The organism is Dyadobacter sp. CY356, assembly GCF_021440195.1.
Taxonomy (GTDB): Bacteria; Bacteroidota; Bacteroidia; order Cytophagales; family Spirosomataceae; genus Dyadobacter.
Window position 1 is genome coordinate 278,952 of the sequence record NZ_JAJTSZ010000005.1, and the last position, 18,366, is coordinate 297,317.

The following is an 18,366-nucleotide window of genomic DNA, read 5'->3' on the forward strand; positions in this document are numbered from 1 at the left end:
TAATCTTATTTTAATAACTAAGCCATAATACTGAGTTAACACTGGGATAATATTGAGGTTCTACTTTTGCTGTCGAAAATTTGACACCTTGATATGAAAACCAATTTACTCACTACTCTCAGTTTATTACTACTTTCAGTTTCCATTTGCCTGGCTCAGACAGGATCAATTAAAGGAACCATTGTAGATGCCCAGTCCAAAGAAGCCATTATTGGCGCAAGTGTAATTTTAAAAGGTACAACACCTCCTGTTGGCACAGCGACAGATCCAGATGGGAAATTTGATATTCCAAATATCCCAACAGGAAAACACACCGTACTTGTTAGCTACATTTCTTACAAAAACAAGGAAGTGGAGGTAACAGTTTATCCAAATCAGGCTGTTCTTATCAACGCAACGCTGGAAGAAGACGTCGCAAACCTCCAGGAAGTAAAGATTGTTGGTCAGCGACAAACATTTACTGACGTTTCAGTTATTACTGAAATCAGAAAGTCAGAACAAATTGCCGTTGGTATTTCTGCGCAGCAGATTCAAAAATCTCAGGACAGAGATGCTTCCCAAGTTGTTCGCCGGGTACCGGGCGTATCTATTCAGGATGATCGTTTTGTTATTATTCGTGGATTAAATGAGCGTTATAACACAGTAATGCTTAATGATGCAATTACACCTTCATCTGAAGTTGATGTTAAATCTTTCTCCTTTGACCTTATCCCAAGTTCGGCAATTGACCGTATTATGATATACAAGTCAGGTGCGCCTGATTTGCCAGGAGAGTTTGCAGGTGGCGTCATTAAAATTTACACCAAAACAGTACCTGATGAAAACGGTTTTACGCTAAATCTTTCAACATCTTTCCGCGGAGGAACCACATTTCGTGATGCGAAAGATTACAAAGGCAGCTCTTTAGATTGGACAGGGTTTGGTGCCGGTGATCGCATTTTGCCCTCGAACTTCCCAAAAACAAGTACGATTATCAACGAAAATACGCCTTCTGATAAAACGTTAAATGCGTTCCGTAATCTTACAAATTTCTACGATCTGCAAACAAAAAGCATTCGTCCAGATCTTCGCTTTTCGGTTGGTTATAACAGAAGCATGAACATTGGTGATAAAAAGCTGACAACTTTCAACAATGTCAACTATACGCATACAAACCAGTTCATGCCAACAGAGCAATTCAGATATCTTGCATATGACGAACAGAAAAAGAAATCAGAAATTCAGCTTAACTATAACGATCAGTTTTACGGACAAAATACACGTGTTGGAGTAATGTCTAACTGGGGTTTTATTATTAACCCGAATCACAAGATTGAGTTCCGTAATTTATTTAATCAATTAAGTAATAAAGAAACTACATACCGCCAGGGATATAGCACAGATAACGGACGTGAAGTCCAAAATTATGCCTTCCGTTATGAATCTAAAAGTATTTATTCTGGGCAGTTAAGCGGCACGCATGATGTTTCGAATGCAACGACTATTAAATGGACAGGTGCTTTCGGATGGACTCACCGAGATGAACCTGATTTCCGCCGCTTTGTTTCAAGCCGTAATATTGGTTCAAGCGATCCTTTCACGATTGAGACTTTGCAGGGAAGTGGTGCCAGCTTAACGCGTAACGCTCGTTTCTTCTCTAAACTTAATGAATATTCAAGTTCATTCCGTGCCGATATAGAGCACCGGATTGAAAGAAATGGCTATGAAGGAGACGAAAAAATGCAGATTAAATTGCGTGCAGGTGGAATGGCTGAATACAAAGACCGCGTTTTTAGTGCGCGCTGGTTTAACCTGAATAATCCAGGGGGAGTATCTTCCGAAATCTTGAACAGCTCGCCAGCTCAGTTTTTTGATAAATCAAATATTGCGGCTGACAAATTGTATTATGTAGAGCACACTAATACTGATGATAAGTACAAGGCACAAAATACACTTACGGCCGGATATGTTGGAGCTTATATCCCTTTAACAACAAAATTTAATGTTTCTCTTGGTTTCCGTGGCGAATACAACATTCAGAAATTACAAAGCCAGGAAAGAGGAGCAGGAGCTCGAATAAGAGTTAATAATCCAATTTTCCGCGCACTTCCATCGGTTAATATGGCATATAACTTCACTGAAAAATCATTGCTTCGCCTGGCTTATAGCATTACATTGAACCGACCTGAATTCCGTGAATTAGCTCCGTTCAATTACTATGACTTTAACTTTGACGTTTCGCGTGTTGGAAATCCTAACCTAAAAACGCCGTCTATTCAAAATATTGACTTGCGCTACGAGTTTTATCCAAGTGATGGTGAGGTTATATCAGTGGCCGGTTTTTATAAACATTTCAAAAACCCTATCGAATCCCGTATCAGATATTCAGGTTCAGGGGTAACGTTTACAGTTGACAATGCAGAAAAGGCATATGCATACGGTGCAGAGGTTGAAGTTAGGAAGTCTCTTAAAGAAATTACAAACTCAGCTTTTGTCAACAATTTGACGCTAATACTAAATGGTTCTGTAATTAAAAGTGATGTATTGACAGGTTTTGCAGGACAAGAAGCAAACAGGCAGTTACAAGGTCAATCACCCTACTTGATCAACACAGGTATATATTACAGCGAGCCTGCTCTTGGATTACAAGTGAACGCCCTGTACAACGTAATTGGAAAGCGAATATTTCTTGTAGGAGATAATGAAGTTCAACCTACAGTATATGAAATGCCTCGTAACGTGATTGATCTGAATATCATCAAATCAATTGGTCAGCATATGGAGCTTAAACTAGGTGTACAAGATATCTTAAACCAACAATTCCGCCTGATTCAGGATAGTAATCTTGATGGCAAGATTACAGGAGTTGATGAAAGCTACCAAAAATATCGTCGCGGATCTTACTCGACAATCGGCCTTACCTATAAGTTTTAATTACACCAGTATCTAACAAAGCAAATCAATTTAATAAACCAAGAATTGTATGAAAAAAGTAAGCAAATTTTTTAACCTGTTAATGATCGGGTTAGTTATGGCAGGTTTTGTTGCTTGTAACAATGATGACGATGATGATGATATTGTAACACCACCAGTAGTTGTTCCGGGTGCGTTGAACACGGTTACTGGAAGCATTACAACAAATACTACATGGAAAGCAACAGATCAATATTTGCTAAGTGGTTTTGTTTATGTTGAAGCAGGAGCTACGCTTACCATCGAACCAGGTACAGTAATTAAAGGTGATAAAGCAACAAAAGGTGCTCTTTTCATCAAACCAGGTGCTAAAATTATAGCAGTTGGAACTGCTGACAAACCTATCGTTTTTACATCTAACCAAGCTATTGGTGCACGTAAAGCCGGTGACTGGGGTGGGTTAGTAATTTTGGGAAAAGCTCCTGTTAATAAAACTCCTGCTGTGGTGGAAGGTGAAGAAAAAACAACTTTCGGAGGAACAGATGTTGCAGATAATTCAGGTGAATTGAAATATGTTCGTGTTGAATTTGCTGGTATTGCTTATGAAACTAACAAAGAAATCAACAGCTTTACATTTGGCGGTGTTGGATCAGGCACTAAGATTGAATATGTTCAGGCTTCTTACGGTGGTGATGATTCATTCGAATGGTTTGGTGGAACAGTTAACGCAAAACACCTTATTGCATATCGTGGTCTTGATGATGACTTCGATACTGATAATGGTTTCAGTGGAATGATTCAGTATGGTTTCATTCTTCGTGATCCAGCTATTGCGGATCAGGCTGGTGACTCAAACGGATTTGAATCAGATAACGACGCTAATGGAACTACTGCAACGCCACAAACGGCTGCTAAATTTGCTAACGTAACTGTGGCAATGGGTGCAGGGACTGCAAACGAAAAATTTGCTTCCGGAATGCGTATTCGTCGTAATTCTGCAATTTCTGTTTACAATAGTGTTTTCACAGGTGCTTGGCCACGCTCAGGTCTTCGTGTTGAAAATGACTTGACCATTGCAAATTATACTTCTGGTCTTATCAAAATGGACGGTGTAGTGTTGGCTACTACTGCAAAAGTGCAAGTAGAAGGTATTACTGAGGCTCAGTTCAAAGCAGCAGGTGCAAAAAATGCAGTTTCTCTTGCTGCCGACCTTAAAATGGATGCTACGTTCAATGTTTTGGGTGCTAAGCCAAATGGAATTCCTGGAACCGGCTCTCCATTATTGACTGGCGGTGCTACGCTTCCTGCTGGTTTTGAAGCAACCACTTATATTGGAGCTTTCGGAACAACAGACTGGACTGCAACCTGGGCTAACTGGGATCCACAAAATACAAACTACGATCTTAAAAAATAATAATCTTATATAATTGGTGTCAGAATTTAAAAAGACCGGAGGCGTTTGCTTCCGGTCTTTTTGCTGTTTTATGGCAATACATTAACAAACTCAAATGGGCAGTGGTAGATTTAAATTACAGCTCGTAGTAACTTTGATTCTTCATCATAGTACTTAATCCTCGTTGCCAAATCACAGTTAGCACTTCTAATCTACAAAATGTAAATACTCCATGTGATGGACCAACCCAATAAGAAATAGTGCCATCACGAACACACTATCAGTTTTCTTACTAAGATTAATCTTTCAACATAGTACATCACCTTTAAATCCAATGTGCTTAATATTTTCCTTTGCTAGTCTTTACTCCAACAAAGCCTTCTTACTGCCACAATTATATTTTGCTTAGAATAAGAATGACATCAGAATTTCTCTCATTTTGTATGTAATACGAAGTAATTTTACAATATTGTAAAATAAATATTACATTAAATATTCATATTATATATAACTAAATTGTTAATTATTAATATTTCATTGGTTACATTGCTAATTATCGAGAAATTAGTTGTGTTAAATTATCTCACAACTCAATTTTTTTTTATGAAACAAATGTACCGTGCTGGCTTCGGTCTGGCAGTAGTTTTGAGTTTATCGTTATTTTCCTGTAAGGAAGATACGAATGTTACAGATGTTGTTGAAAAAGCAATTTCTGATGAAGAGAAAATAGAAGTGGGAGAAGTTGCCAAACTAGAATTTTCAAAAGCACTCGCTAAGGCACTTCAAGAAAATGATGTGAGAGCCTTTTTAAAGAACGAAGCCCTAAGCCAGTATGACGGCGATTATGATGTATTATATGCCCTCGTAAAAAATAAGACACTTGCCAACGGAGAGACATTTGAACAAAGACTTTCTAAGCATGCAATGTCAGCTGATTATAAGACATGGAGTGAAAGAGCACCATTGATGACTATTTTTGTTCCTGACTTAAAGGAATTTTCTGTTAAAACATGGGATTTGAACACTCAAATTCCCGATGTTGTGATTGACAACAGTCATTTGAAAGAAAAGCCATCTGATAAACTTGTTGCTATCTCTTCTGATCTTAAACAGTATGAAGTCGATTCTAAAGTAGCACCTTCTTTTCCCGTTGTAGTCATCAAGGAGAATGAAAGGATAATTGCTAAGAGTAAACTGAATCAAACGGCTAAAAAGACAGCTACTCTATTTGAAGAAAACTCTAAACAAGTGATTAATGAAAACGATACCCATTCATTTTACTTTATTGGAGATGTAAATCCAAAAACAGCAAATAAAAATAATGCTCGTACGACTTCCCAGTCGGCACTTGATGTCATACAAAGCTTCAACTATCACAAGAGCCAATACCCTAATGAACCCGGAAGCCAACGTGATTGGGTTTATTATCGGATTTGGCCGAAGTATAACGACATTGAATTAGTCAACCCAAATATTAATGGCGGAGTAGACTATGATTGGAGTAAAGGTGTTTTTGGGGATTATTATTCTGAAAGAATAACTGGATTTAAATTTGATTCTGCTCTTGGGATTCAGGCAGTAACTGATAGTTGGACTGAGGGAAATCTTGAATTCCATTTGATACTTGCTTTTATTCATAGGGACGGAGGGATAACAACAGATACAAAGGTGTTTTTCTGTACTCCTGATCAACTAAGAGATAGTAGTGGGAATCCTGTAAATTTTAATCCGAATACAGAATTAATGGCATGGGACATATATCGATACGGTGATGAATGGAAGTTTTCGGTAATGGAACATGATGCAGGAGGATCTACTACTAAAACTGTATCAGCAAAATCAAATTTTGGTTTAAATTTTGAAGTTAATGCCACGATCTTAAAGATTGGAGCAAAATTTGGAGCTTCTGCTACTTTTGAAAAATCCAATTCAACGGTAGTTATGGTTAATTCTGAATCAGACCAACTCGGTGACGCCAGAATATTGTTCGATAACCCCGTAATTATACCAGGTGGGGACGTAAGGTATACCTTTGGTACTGGTGCTGTAAATATTTCAATTGAACCAGTCTTAAAAATTAATGATCCTAGGCCATACCCATATGTAGATTAGGACAAACTCATAAAGACACTATCCTAATTGGTGTCAGAATTTAAAAAGACCGGAGGCATTTGCTTCCGGTCTTTTTGCTGTTAAACAGAGTCATTTTATAAAATAACCCTACATTTCGGTGTAACTTTTGTTTTCCTTCGTTTAATGAAATATCTTCGGAACTTTGTTTTGACAATAATTACAAAGCGTTAGATAATATTCCTTAAACCTCCTCAATAACCCACTTTATTTATTAAGTTTCATGTCCGAATTTCAAGCTTACTTTCAATTAGGTTTTGATCATATAACAGATTCCAATGGCTACGACCATATACTATTCATCGTTGCCCTTTGCACAATTTACACACTTGTTGACTGGAAAAAAGTAATCATCCTGGTTACTGCTTTTACCATCGGGCATTCAATCACACTTGCCCTGGCAACCATGGGAATGATTTCGATCCGTCCTGATGTTATCGAATTATTGATTCCGGTTACTATTCTTATCACAGCCATTCTTAACTTTTTCCATAAAACCCCTAAAACTTCCTATGTCAAAGAAAAAACATACAGCTCACGTTATCCGCTTGCTCTGACTTTCGGCCTAATTCATGGCCTGGGGTTTTCCAACTATCTGCGGGCATTGCTTGGCAAAGAAGCTGACATCCTGAATCCGTTACTGGGATTTAACATCGGACTGGAAATTGGTCAGCTGATCATTGTCCTGATCATACTGTCGGTTTCTTTTGTTATGATCGAATTGTTCCGTTTGTCCAAATTGAAATGGAACGACATTCTTTCCGGAATAATTGCCGGAATGGCACTTTCACTTATTCTTAACAACATGCTTTTTAAAGAAATCATGGGATTATCATTAAATTAACCACAACTACTGAATAACACTCCAATTATCTATGAAACAACTGTTTTTACCCTTTCTGCTGCTGCTTTCACTGGCTGTAAATGCCCAGCAGATGCCAACATCACCTAATTACAAGGCAAATGATCGTTTTGAACAATTAGGAACTGTGTTGCCAACGCCCAATACTTATCGCACGGCTTCGGGTGCGCCAGGCAAAGAATACTGGCAGATGCGTGCAGATTATGACATCAAAGTTGAACTTGATGACGAAAAACGCCGTATCATCGGTTCTGAATCCATTACATTTTTCAATAATTCCCCGGATGAATTAAAATACATCTGGCTGCAATTGGAACAGAATTTGTTCAAAAAAGACGGAATAGGTGCAACAACCCGTACCGGAAGTATCAATGAAAAAGGCATGAGTACAGGCCAGCTTCAAAACCTGAACAATGGCCGTGGTTCTTCTCTTGATCCAAAAGTGGAATATGGTTATGAAATCAAGAAAGTAAAAGACAAAGCCGGAAACGCGCTTCCTTTTACGATCAACAATACCATGATGCGTATTGACCTGCCAACGCCATTGAAGCCTGGGACAAGTATTGTTTTTGGTGTGGATTGGGCTTATAATATTACCGAATATTATGGCCGCAGCGGATATGAATTTTTCCCGAAAGACGGAAATTCAAACTATTTCATCGCGCACTGGTTCCCTCGTTTGGCACCATATGACGATGTAAACGGATGGAACCACAAACAATTCCTTGGACAAGGGGAGTTTGCTTTGATTTTCGGAAATTACAAAGTAGCAATTACCACACCGGCTGACCACATTGTTGCAGCATCAGGTGAGTGCCAGAATTATGCAGCAGTTTTGACCGCAACGCAAAAACAACGTTTGAAACAGGCAGAAACTTCTAAAACGCCGGTAATCATTGTTACACAAGCCGAAGCTGAAAAAGCTGAGAAACGTGAAAACAAATCGGTTGGTAAGAAAACCTGGATTTACAAAGCGGATAACGTTCGTGATTTTGCTTTTTCAAGCAGCCGGAAATTTATCTGGGATGCGATGCAGAGTGATGTATACAAAAACGGAAAGAAAATCTGGTGTATGTCATTTTATCCGAAAGAAGGAAATCCGCTTTGGGAACAATATTCAACCCGCGCCGTTGCCCATACTTTGAAATCTTATGGTAACCGTACTTTTGAATATCCTTATCCGGTTGCGATTTCTTGCCATGCTACACAAGGCGGCGGTATGGAATATCCGATGATCAGCTTTAACGGCGGTCGTCCGGAAGAAGACGGAACATATAGCGAGCAGGTGAAATATGGTATGATCGGTGTGATCATCCACGAAGTTGGACACAACTTTTTCCCGATGATCGTGAATTCTGATGAGCGCCAATGGGCATGGATGGATGAAGGTTTGAATACTTTCTGCCAGTATCTTGCCGAAAAAGAATGGGATTTCAATTACCCGTCACGTCGCGGCGAACCGATGTTTATCACGGATTATATGGCTTCTGACAAATCGGTTCTTTCACCAATCATGTCATCTGCTGAAAACGTAATCGGACTTGGACCAAACGCTTATGCAAAACCTGCAACGGCATTGAACATTTTGCGCGAAACCGTTATGGGCAGAGAGCAATTTGACCATGCGTTTAAAGAATATGCTACACGCTGGAGATTTAAGAGCCCGACTCCATCTGACTTTTTCCGTACGATGGAAGATGCCTCAGGTGTGGATCTTGACTGGTTCTGGAAAGGCTGGTTTTATGGTGTAGAACCTGTTGACCAGGATCTGGTAAGTGTTAACTGGTTTAGCATCGATACGCAGAATCCTGCTATTGAAAAGGAAATTGCCCGTAAAGATGCAGCGGCAAAATCACAAACGATCAGTAAGATCCGCGACGCTGCCGACAAATCGAAAACTGTGGTAGCGCAGGATTCAACCATGGCTGACTTCTACAATTCTTATGATCCGTACAAAGTAACCGATACAGATAAGAAGAAATATGAGGATTACCTGGCTACGTTAACCCCTGGTGAAAAAGAGCTTGTTCAGAAAAATACAAATTTCTATACGCTTTCGATCAAGAACAAAGGCGGTTTGCCGATGCCGGTTATTGTGAAAATGGGCTTTGAAGATGGTACAGATTCTCTCGTAACTTTCCCGGCAGAAATCTGGCGTTTCAACGATCAGCAAATTTCAAAAGTTCTTTCTACTTCCAAAAAAGTAGTTCAATGGACGTTGGATCCTTACTACCAGATTGCTGATATTGATACAGAAAACAACTCTTATCCAAGAGTTGCAAAACCAACACGTTTCCAGATTTTCAAACAATCACAAATGCGTCGTCAGCCAAATCCTATGCAGCAGCAGGGAACGGGCGCAGGAAAAGTAGGTGGAGCACCCAAGAATTAGAAAATACAAACTAACAGTTAAGAAAATCCCTCTTTGTATTGATCATACGGAGAGGGATTTTTATTTAATTGATACTTCAATGGCCTGATTCCGCTTTCTTTGGGTACAAGAAATATTGACAATATTGTTCCGGAACAGCGTAGTTATTAAATTCATTTTACGACGATTTATTCTTAAAAATAATACACATGAACATTGTCATTTTAGACGGCTATACTTTAAATCCCGGTGATCTGGACTGGGCACCGATTTCGAAGCTGGGAAATACTACCATTTATGATCGTTCAAAAGCCGGAGAAATTGTTGAAAGAGCAAAAAATGCTGACGTTATTCTGGTTAATAAAGTAGTGCTCAATGATACACTGCTAAGTCGGTTACCAAAATTGAAATACATTGGCGTTTGCGCAACTGGTTATAACAACATTGATATAGTTGCAACAAAAAAACATGGCGTCATAGTCACCAATGTAAAAGCATATGGCCCGGCATCTGTCGCGCAGCATACTTTTGCATTACTGCTGGCTTTGGTTAACCGTATAGAAACACACAGCCAAAGTGTATTTCATGGCGACTGGTCTACCTCGGCTGACTTTGCTTACTGGAAAACTCCGCTGGTAGAATTGGCAGGAAAAACGATGGGATTAATCGGGCTGGGTGATATTGGTTCTCAGGTAGCAGGCATTGCACTTGCTTTTGGCATGAAGGTAATTGCCCATCGGAAAAATCCCGGTCAAACGGAAAATCCTAATATTGAAATGGTAGCTCTGGAAGAACTTTTTAAAAGAAGCGATGTGATCAGTCTGCATTGCCCGCTGACGGATGAGACAAAAAACATCATCAACAAAAACAGTTTATTGATGATGAAGCCAGTTTCTTACTTACTAAATACCGGACGAGGACCACTTATAAATGAACAAGACCTGGCAGAAGCACTGGCAAATAAAACCATAGCAGGTGCCGGACTGGACGTTCTATCGTCTGAGCCTCCTGTTTCCACAAATCCTTTGTTAAATGCTCCTAACTGTGTGATTACCCCGCATATTGCATGGGCTTCTTTTGAATCAAGAGGGAGATTACTTCAAATGGTTGCGGATAATCTGAGTGCTTTTATTGAAGGAAATCCATGTAATACCGTTGAATAACTTTTCGTAGATTTTAAATCATAATTTACTCTAAATAAGTAATTTAGAAGAAAAAAAACTGACAGGGAAGTTACCTTTCGCAAACCTCTATTTCCGGAATTTCTGCAAATCAGCAGTCGGGATAAGATCAGGCAGTGTACTATTCCACCTTTTCTTATTGCGAATAATTAGCCTGTACAATACAATTTTATCAATATAACCTGCTCTCTATATGAAATTTAAATTTACTCCCGAATTACAATTTTATCGTTGTTACATTTTAGCTCTGGCAGTTGTTTTCTTCATTGCCACCGTAACTTCTGCTCAGCCCATTACTTCCATCATACAATCCAACATTCCCATAATTATCATTAACCCTGGTAATGTGGAGATTCCAAATGATCCGAAAGTAACAGCAAGTTTCAAAATTATCGGTGCCGATGGAGAAGGTTTTTACAGTTATAACAGACCTTCATTTACAGATATATATCAGTATGAAGGCCAGATCGGTATTGAAATCAGAGGTAATACTTCAACCGAATGGCCTAAAAAATCTTATGGTTTTGAAACCCGTGACGCTGCCGGCGCCACCATTGATGTTTCTTTATTTGGTATGCCTGCCGAATCAGATTGGGTTTTGAATGCTTGTTATGGTGATAAATCATTTATACGCGAGGTACTAGCCCAGCAAATGTACCGCCAAACAGGACGTTATGCGCCACGCACACAATACGTTGAAGTATTTTTACAGACCAACGGGGCTATGACTTACATGGGGGTTTACATTTTTATGGAAAAAGTCAAGCGTGGTGCTGATCGTGTCAGTATTAAAAAACTTAGCGAAACAGATTCTGATCCTGCTAAAATAACCGGTGGTTTTCTTTTACAAGTCGGAGAAGACGAACCTGAGAAATGGACCTCAGGTATTTCCCCAAATAATAATCCTTCAAACCCTAAACCCATCTATCACGTAGAATATCCGAAGCTGGAAAAATATACCAACGCAACAAATAAGGCACTGCAGTTTAATTACATCAAAGGATTCGTCGACAATTTTGAACAGGCTTTGAATGGAGCTAATTTTAAGGATGTAGCGACAGGTTACAGAAAATATCTGGATGTAGATTCAATGGTTGATTATCTGCTTCTTCAGGAATTTACCAAAAATTCTGATAACTGGCGGGCCAGTACCTTTTTTTACAAAAAGAGAAATGATGAAGGCGGATTATTAAATATGGGCGCGCCATGGGATTTTGATAAATCAATGGGCAATCAGCAATGGTGTTACGAGCTGAGTGTTTTACCAACCGATTCGTGGGCATGGAAATTTAATTCTTACTGCCCGGATCGACCTCCATTGACAGTTTCATGGCCGGAGAAAATTTTAAATGATTGTTATTTCGTTCAAAAACTGGTGACCCGTTATAAACAACTACGACTTACTGTCTGGAGTGATGCCAATGTACAAAGCTTCGTTGAAGCTCAAAGCGACGTATTGAAAAGTAAAAATGCCATAAACAGAAATTTCACCAAATGGCAAACGCTTGAGACCGGTATTATGTACAATGAACATTATAGTTTGGCCGGTAATACACCACAGAAAGAAGTTGATTATTTAAAAACATGGCTTCAGCAACATCTTGCATGGATGGACTCCAATATTGCAACCATCACATCCACTGATTGCTCAACAGCGTTGCCGGTTACTTACAAAAGTTTTCAGGCAAATAAAGAAGATGACAATGTTATTATTACCTGGGTGACGACTTCAGAAAGCAATAACAAACGCTTTGAAGTACAAAGAAGCAAAGATGGTTTGCTTTTTGCAAAAATTGGCCTGGTGGAAGGAAGGGGAGATTCTGAAAGTGAAATTAAATATCAGTTTATTGATTCTAATCCGGAGATTGGAATTAACTACTACCGTCTCAGTCAGATTGATTTCAGTGGTAGCGAAGAGTTGTCCAGAACCATTGGGGTAAATTTTGAAAAGCCTGCAACCTCACCCTACTTATATCCAAATCCTGCCACGAAGGAAATTAATCTGAAAGATGTAACTCCCGGATCTATCATTACAATCATGGACAGCAATGGCAGGGTATTTATTAAAACAACTTCAAATAATCCCGAATTAAATTTGTCTGTTAATAACTTATCAAACCAGACTTACTATTTGACAATTGATGATAAAACGAATATAAAATCCTTCACTTTAATCATTAATCATTAGTCAATAATTTCAGGATGGCTGCTATACCGCAGGGGCAGGGTTATCACAAACTCGGAACCCACACCTTCTTTGCTGGTAGCGGTTATGCTGCCGTTATGTTTGTCAAGAATCTTTTTTGTGATGGCCAGTCCAATTCCTGAACCCTCATATTTGTCCTTGGTATTGAGACGTTGAAATAGGGAGAATATCTTTTCTCCATATTTCTCGTCAAATCCAATTCCGTTATCCGATACTGAGATGTAACAATCCGTCTCACCAGAATTTTCACCTGTTTTTACTGATTTTATTTTGATGACCGGGGTTTCATTGACCTTTGAAAATTTAAGCGCGTTCCCAATTAAATTTTGGAATACCTGCCGGATCTGCCCGTGATTTACTTCGATTTCGGGAAGATTGTCAATCTCAAACTTTGCCCCTTTGTCTTGTATCAAAAGCTCAAAATCATCCAGAACTTCCTGAACTACATCATTCAGGTTAGTCAGTTCAAACTGGCTGTTGTTAACAGCCAGCCCGGAATAACTCAAAATATCGATGATCATCGTCCGCATACGACCCGATGACGCTATGATTTTTTCCAAATATTGCAGGCTTTCCTCCGGAAGTTCGTTAAAGTGTTTGCTTTTAAGCAAACCCGAAAAAATCAGGATTTTACGCAAGGGTTCCTGCAAATCATGAGATGCCACAGACGCAAACTGCTGCAAATCGTGATTACTCATTTTAAGCGCAAAATTTGTCTTTTCTAAACGTTCATTATTTAATTTCAAAAGTCGTTGAACTTCCTTTTGATAACTCAGATCGGTAATGATGATACTTAAAGATACACCTTCATCCAGTTGAAGTGTAGTAACAGAAAGCTGGCAAGGTATGAGGCTGTCATGGCTGCTGATTGAAAGCTCGAACTTACCATCCTGCGTCCAGCCTTTCCTGAATATTTCCTGGTAGACATCCAGACAATTTTCAGCAATAAATTTATCAAATGACATGCCAATAACTTTTGAAAGCGGGAGGTCCACCATCGTAGCAAACATGGAATTACAGTATAATATAATCCCGTCCTCGTTCAGCGTAACTGCGCCCTCATTCATTTTCTCAATAAAAACGCGATAGGTCTGATCCGCCGTTTTAAGCGTGTAAAGCTCGTGCCCGTCTTTACCTTTAACAACCAGCGCATCAATCTGGCCTGTACGTATTGCATGAATAATTTCGGTAGCTTCCTCCAATTGCCAGAGTAAGCTCTCGTTTTCCTTTACAAGCTGATCGTACGTTTTTACTGGATTCATTAAATTGTTAAGATAAAAGTCCCAATCCTTTTAGTACCTTTTGAGTATCTGACATGTCCCCTATCAACCTTCTTTCCGGAAATGGGTAGCTTTTTATTAATAATGGTAGTGCTATAATCTGCTCTTTTTCGGCTATATCTTTCTGTTGATAAACATCTATTATTTCCAGAGAGTAATTACCAATCAGATATTTTTCACATATTTCACGTATGTTGCTGATCGCTCTTAACGAATTAGTTGAGGCACCAGTCACAAACAATCGCAGCGCATATCGCTCATTTTCGATGACCCCGTCATCATTATCGGATATATTTGACGGTTCGTTCATACAAGTTTTTTCGCAGGGCGAATGTTCAATCCTACCAAAACCTTTTCCTCGTTGGAAAGATCACCAATTATTTTTCTGATTGGCTCAGGGACTTTCTTTACGAGTGTGGGAATGGCCAGAATCTGATCACCTTCTGCAAGTTGAGGCTGCACCAACAAATCAATAACCTCAATAACATACTTGTCTTTTAAATGCTCTTCACAATATTTTTTCAGGTTATTGAGGGCTGTAACTGACTTTAAAGTCTTACCTGCTACATATAATCTCAATTCCCAGATTTCTTCATTTACTTCTATATCTTCCATTCTGATAGGTCGGTTTACGGTTTATTCTTCGTCATGTCTGTTTTTGGTAAGCTTCTCCCTGTTTAGTTCGAGAACATCTTTCCGAAGCTTATCTTCGATATAACTCTTGTTAAGTTCATCCTGCACTGATTCAAATTCTTCCTGAAGACTCGCAATTTTTGCTTCTAAAACCTTTCGTTTACGATCAATTTCCATATCTTTTCTCGTCACCGCATGGTTTTTCAAAACATCCGTCGTCACTTCCTGCAATCTTTGCGCTTCTCGGGCTGAACCGGTCAGCACGCCTTCAGGTCCTAAATAAACGTCAACAAGATTCAGACCTTCATCAGAAATTACAAATTCACGAACCTGGTTAGAGTGTTTCATCCCCCTGGATTTCATCACATACATGCCCCGATTCCTCTCGCCATTAAATTCGATATCTCTGACCAAAAGCCAGGCATCAACCAGTGAAGAAACACCTTCATCGGTTTGTTCATTTACAATGGTGTTCAAAGTAAGGGCGGTAAACATGACTGTAATCTGCTCCAACTGCAAGAAATCAATCAGGCGGATCAACATGACTTTTACCTCACTTACAGAACCAACAGTAATTAAATTAGTAATCGGATCGAGAATAACCGTTTGCGGTTGAAATTCCTCGACCAACTTATGAATCGAAACCAGGTGCATTTCCAGACCATTAAGCGTTGGTCTGGAAGCATGAAATTTGAGCAAACCACTATCAATATGATGCTGTAAGTCTATGCCGATCGATAACATATTTCGAACAATCTGCTTTGGAGATTCCTCAAAAGCAAAATAGATACAGCGTTCTCCCCTGTTACAGGTTTCATTTGCGAAGTATCCGGCTATGCTTGTTTTACCTGTTCCCGCCGTACCGGAAACCAGAATACTGCTGCCTTTAAAAAAGCCCAACCCACCCAGCATTTTATCCAGCGAAGGAATACCTGATGAGATTCTTTTTGTAGAAACTTCATGATTGAGAGTAAGCGATGTTACCGGAAGGACAGAAATCCCATCCTCATCAATCAAAAACGGATATTCATTTGTACCGTGCAACGAACCACGGTATTTTACAATGCGCAATAACCTGGTAGAAATCTGATTGGTGACACGATGATCAAGAAGAATTACACAATCCGAAACATACTCCTCTAACCCATGGCGCGTAAAAGTGCCGTCACCTTTTTCACCAGTGATAATTGTTGTAACATTTTTATCTTTCAGCCATTGAAAAAGCCGGCGTAATTCTGCCCTTATAATAGCCTGATTGTTCAGACTTGCAAACAGATTTTCTATGGTATCGAGCACCACTCTTTTTGCTCCGATACTATCAATGGCATGCCCCAGACGAATGAAAATCCCATCCAGATCATACTCGCCTGTTTCCTCAATTTCACTTCTTTCCACATAAACATGATCGAGTCTGATCATCTTGTCTGCCTGAAGCTGGTCGAGATCAAAACCTAATGAGGCCACATTTACGGCAAGTTCATCTGCCTTTTCCTCAAAAGCCATAAACACACCCGGCTCATTAAATTCAAGGGCTCCACGAACGATAAATTCCATGGAAAATAAAGTTTTACCACATCCCGCACCACCGCATATCAGCGTTGGCCGTCCCAGTGGTATACCTCCATCCGTTATCTTGTCAAGTCCAAGAATACCCGTCGGTGATTTTGGTAATAATTTTATTGTTCTATTGGTATGCGAATCAGTACTCATTGAAATCAGAATTTTTCGATGATAAAAAGGGCTTACGATTTTCTCTAATCACTTATTATTTTGGTCTAAAGCAATAACTATGCCAGAAAAAATTTCATAGCATAAATTCTGAATTTAATGCGATTCAAGCGCCTGGGAGTAGTTTTAATACTTGGTAATTTTGAAGACGGCAATAAAGCAATCCGATAAATATCAAATAAATCAACATGTTGTTGAAATGATATTTAGGATTGTTTGCGGGAAAAGTCAATTGGATATTAATAAATAAAAGCAGGGAATTTGTGCATATTATTGAAGATACGCTCAAAAGCAAAAATGCCCGTAAATCATTGATTTACAGGCATTTTGTTGATTTTAAAAACTTCTAAATGGGAGGGAGACGGGTCTCGAACCCGCGACCTCTAGAACCACAATCTAGCGCTCTAACCGACTGAGCTACAACCTCCGTTTGAGGACACAAAATTAGGAAAAGGTTTACAGCTTCCAAGACAAATTGGATATTTTTTTTCAAAAGCTGTAAACCTTTTTTATTTTTATCCGATTATTTTGCTGCAACATAAAGAGCGTCAGCGGCTTTCCAATCCACTACATTCCAGTATGCGTCGATATAATCAGGACGTTTATTTTGATATTTCAGGTAATATGCGTGTTCCCACACATCCAAACCAATAACTGGTGTTCCTTTTGTTTCAGCAATATCCATCAATGGATTATCCTGATTTGGCGAAGAAACAATGGCAATATCACCATCTGCTTTCACAATAAGCCACGCCCATCCAGAACCAAAACGACCGATTGAAGCTTTTTTGAATTCATCTTTGAACGCCGAAAAAGAACCAAATTTCGCTGTGATTGCTTTTCCAAGTTCACCTGTTGGTTCTCCGCCACCTGATGCAGAAAGTGATTTCCAGAAAAAAGTATGGTTCCAGTGGCCACCTCCGTTATTACGAACTGGTGCTGGTGCTTTGCTGATGTTGGCAATAATTTCTTCTATTGTTTTGCCTTCAAGTTCAGTACCCGTTACAGCTGCATTTAAATTGGTAACATATGCCTGATGGTGACGGTCGTGATGAATTTCCATTGTAAGCGCGTCAAAATGCGGTTCTAACGCGTTGTTTGCGTATGGTAAGGGATCAAGTGTAAATGCCATTCTTGAAATAGGTTTATTGGTTATTGAATATGTTATCTTGGTTGGTTAACAGCAGAAAATCGCTTTATGTTCTTAAACCCCTAAAAAATTTGAGTAACAGTGCCTGGGATTCATCTGCAAGAATACCGGTTTTAAGTTGTGTTTTGGGATGTAAAACATTTGTTCCAAGTTTTGAAAAACCCCTTTTTTCATCCATTGCCCCAAATACTACACGCTTCATTTGTGACCAGTATAACGCACCGGCACACATGACGCAAGGCTCCAGGGTAACATACAAAGTACAATCCTGAAGATACTTTCCTCCCAGATACTCAGACGCTGCTGTTATCGCAAGCATTTCGGCATGTGCTGTCACATCTTTAAGCCTCTCAGTCTGGTTATAACCTTTTCCGATTATTCTTTCACCTATTACAACAATTGCGCCAACAGGTATTTCTCCCTCTTCATAGGCCAACTGTGCCATTCTCAGGGCTTCTGCCATGAAATAATTATCCAGAAAATCGGAAGTCATTTTTTAAATTTTTATAATGGGTACCAAAACAAAAGCGGGAAGTTATT

13 protein-coding genes and 1 tRNA gene are annotated in these 18,366 nt (G+C 39.2%); 7 read left to right on the forward strand and 7 right to left on the reverse strand.

Translation table 11 applies throughout. The features are described 5' to 3' along the window. Positions 1-93: 93 nt before the first annotated feature. From LXL81_RS17850 to LXL81_RS17880, 7 genes are all read left to right on the forward strand, one after another. Positions 94-2,913, forward strand: coding sequence for a TonB-dependent receptor (locus LXL81_RS17850; RefSeq protein ID WP_234648135.1), 2,820 nt, complete (start codon positions 94-96; stop codon positions 2,911-2,913). 49 nt (positions 2,914-2,962) lie between these two features. Beyond that, the gene (locus LXL81_RS17855) at positions 2,963-4,306 is read left to right on the forward strand and encodes a T9SS C-terminal target domain-containing protein (protein ID WP_234648136.1); all 1,344 of its coding nucleotides are present in this window, start codon (positions 2,963-2,965) and stop codon (positions 4,304-4,306) included. A gap of 582 nt (positions 4,307-4,888) precedes the next feature. Beyond that, positions 4,889-6,397: a hypothetical protein gene (locus tag LXL81_RS17860; RefSeq protein ID WP_234648137.1), complete on the forward strand. Its 1,509-nt coding sequence runs from the start codon at positions 4,889-4,891 to the stop codon at positions 6,395-6,397. A gap of 241 nt (positions 6,398-6,638) precedes the next feature. After that, entirely contained in the window at positions 6,639-7,259 is a 621-nt protein-coding gene (locus LXL81_RS17865) for a HupE/UreJ family protein (RefSeq protein WP_234648138.1), read from the forward strand. A gap of 31 nt (positions 7,260-7,290) precedes the next feature. Continuing rightward, entirely contained in the window at positions 7,291-9,669 is a 2,379-nt protein-coding gene (locus tag LXL81_RS17870; protein WP_234648139.1) for a M1 family metallopeptidase, read from the forward strand. Positions 9,670-9,857: 188 nt separating this feature from the next. Next, a complete protein-coding gene (locus LXL81_RS17875; RefSeq protein WP_234648140.1) occupies positions 9,858-10,811 on the forward strand; it encodes a D-2-hydroxyacid dehydrogenase in 954 nt (317 codons plus the stop codon). Between the two features lie 211 nt (positions 10,812-11,022). Continuing rightward, positions 11,023-13,017: a CotH kinase family protein gene (locus tag LXL81_RS17880; RefSeq protein WP_234648141.1), complete on the forward strand. Its 1,995-nt coding sequence runs from the start codon at positions 11,023-11,025 to the stop codon at positions 13,015-13,017. Here LXL81_RS17880 and LXL81_RS17885 read toward each other — a convergent pair. The 7 genes from LXL81_RS17885 to LXL81_RS17915 all read right to left on the reverse strand — a co-directional run bounded on the left by LXL81_RS17885 (position 13,014) and on the right by LXL81_RS17915 (position 18,319). After that, positions 13,014-14,297: an ATP-binding protein gene (locus LXL81_RS17885; RefSeq protein WP_234648142.1), complete on the reverse strand. Its 1,284-nt coding sequence runs from the start codon at positions 14,295-14,297 to the stop codon at positions 13,014-13,016. The genes LXL81_RS17880 and LXL81_RS17885 overlap by 4 nt on opposite strands. 7 nt (positions 14,298-14,304) lie before the next feature. Continuing rightward, positions 14,305-14,625 carry a circadian clock KaiB family protein gene (locus tag LXL81_RS17890; RefSeq protein WP_234648143.1) on the reverse strand — a complete coding sequence of 107 codons (321 nt, stop codon included), beginning with the start codon at positions 14,623-14,625 and terminating at the stop codon, positions 14,305-14,307. After that, positions 14,622-14,930, reverse strand: coding sequence for a circadian clock KaiB family protein (locus LXL81_RS17895; protein WP_234648144.1), 309 nt, complete (start codon positions 14,928-14,930; stop codon positions 14,622-14,624). The genes LXL81_RS17890 and LXL81_RS17895 overlap by 4 nt, the downstream gene beginning before the upstream one ends. A 21-nt stretch (positions 14,931-14,951) precedes the next feature. Next, a complete protein-coding gene (gene kaiC, locus LXL81_RS17900) occupies positions 14,952-16,658 on the reverse strand; it encodes a circadian clock protein KaiC (protein WP_234648145.1) in 1,707 nt (568 codons plus the stop codon). 370 nt (positions 16,659-17,028) lie between these two features. After that, positions 17,029-17,104: transfer RNA gene (locus LXL81_RS17905), tRNA-His, on the reverse strand. A gap of 95 nt (positions 17,105-17,199) precedes the next feature. Further along, the gene (locus LXL81_RS17910; RefSeq protein ID WP_234648146.1) at positions 17,200-17,808 is read right to left on the reverse strand and encodes a superoxide dismutase; all 609 of its coding nucleotides are present in this window, start codon (positions 17,806-17,808) and stop codon (positions 17,200-17,202) included. Between the two features lie 64 nt (positions 17,809-17,872). Continuing rightward, the gene (locus LXL81_RS17915) at positions 17,873-18,319 is read right to left on the reverse strand and encodes a nucleoside deaminase (protein ID WP_234648147.1); all 447 of its coding nucleotides are present in this window, start codon (positions 18,317-18,319) and stop codon (positions 17,873-17,875) included. Positions 18,320-18,366 lie beyond the last annotated feature (47 nt).

Excerpts from the sequence above, each read along its gene's own strand:
- LXL81_RS17915 (WP_234648147.1), bottom strand. The coding sequence starts at position 18,319 with ATGACTTCCGATTTTCTGGATAATTATTTCATGGCAGAAGCCCTGAGA.
- LXL81_RS17855 (WP_234648136.1), top strand. The coding sequence starts at position 2,963 with ATGAAAAAAGTAAGCAAATTTTTTAACCTGTTAATGATCGGGTTAGTT.
- LXL81_RS17895 (WP_234648144.1), bottom strand. The coding sequence starts at position 14,930 with ATGGAAGATATAGAAGTAAATGAAGAAATCTGGGAATTGAGATTATAT.
- kaiC (WP_234648145.1), bottom strand. The coding sequence starts at position 16,658 with ATGAGTACTGATTCGCATACCAATAGAACAATAAAATTATTACCAAAA.
- LXL81_RS17870 (WP_234648139.1), top strand. The coding sequence starts at position 7,291 with ATGAAACAACTGTTTTTACCCTTTCTGCTGCTGCTTTCACTGGCTGTA.
- LXL81_RS17850 (WP_234648135.1), top strand. The coding sequence starts at position 94 with ATGAAAACCAATTTACTCACTACTCTCAGTTTATTACTACTTTCAGTT.
- LXL81_RS17890 (WP_234648143.1), bottom strand. The coding sequence starts at position 14,625 with ATGAACGAACCGTCAAATATATCCGATAATGATGACGGGGTCATCGAA.
- LXL81_RS17860 (WP_234648137.1), top strand. The coding sequence starts at position 4,889 with ATGAAACAAATGTACCGTGCTGGCTTCGGTCTGGCAGTAGTTTTGAGT.
- LXL81_RS17885 (WP_234648142.1), bottom strand. The coding sequence starts at position 14,297 with ATGAATCCAGTAAAAACGTACGATCAGCTTGTAAAGGAAAACGAGAGC.
- LXL81_RS17910 (WP_234648146.1), bottom strand. The coding sequence starts at position 17,808 with ATGGCATTTACACTTGATCCCTTACCATACGCAAACAACGCGTTAGAA.
- LXL81_RS17880 (WP_234648141.1), top strand. The coding sequence starts at position 11,023 with ATGAAATTTAAATTTACTCCCGAATTACAATTTTATCGTTGTTACATT.
- LXL81_RS17875 (WP_234648140.1), top strand. The coding sequence starts at position 9,858 with ATGAACATTGTCATTTTAGACGGCTATACTTTAAATCCCGGTGATCTG.
- LXL81_RS17865 (WP_234648138.1), top strand. The coding sequence starts at position 6,639 with ATGTCCGAATTTCAAGCTTACTTTCAATTAGGTTTTGATCATATAACA.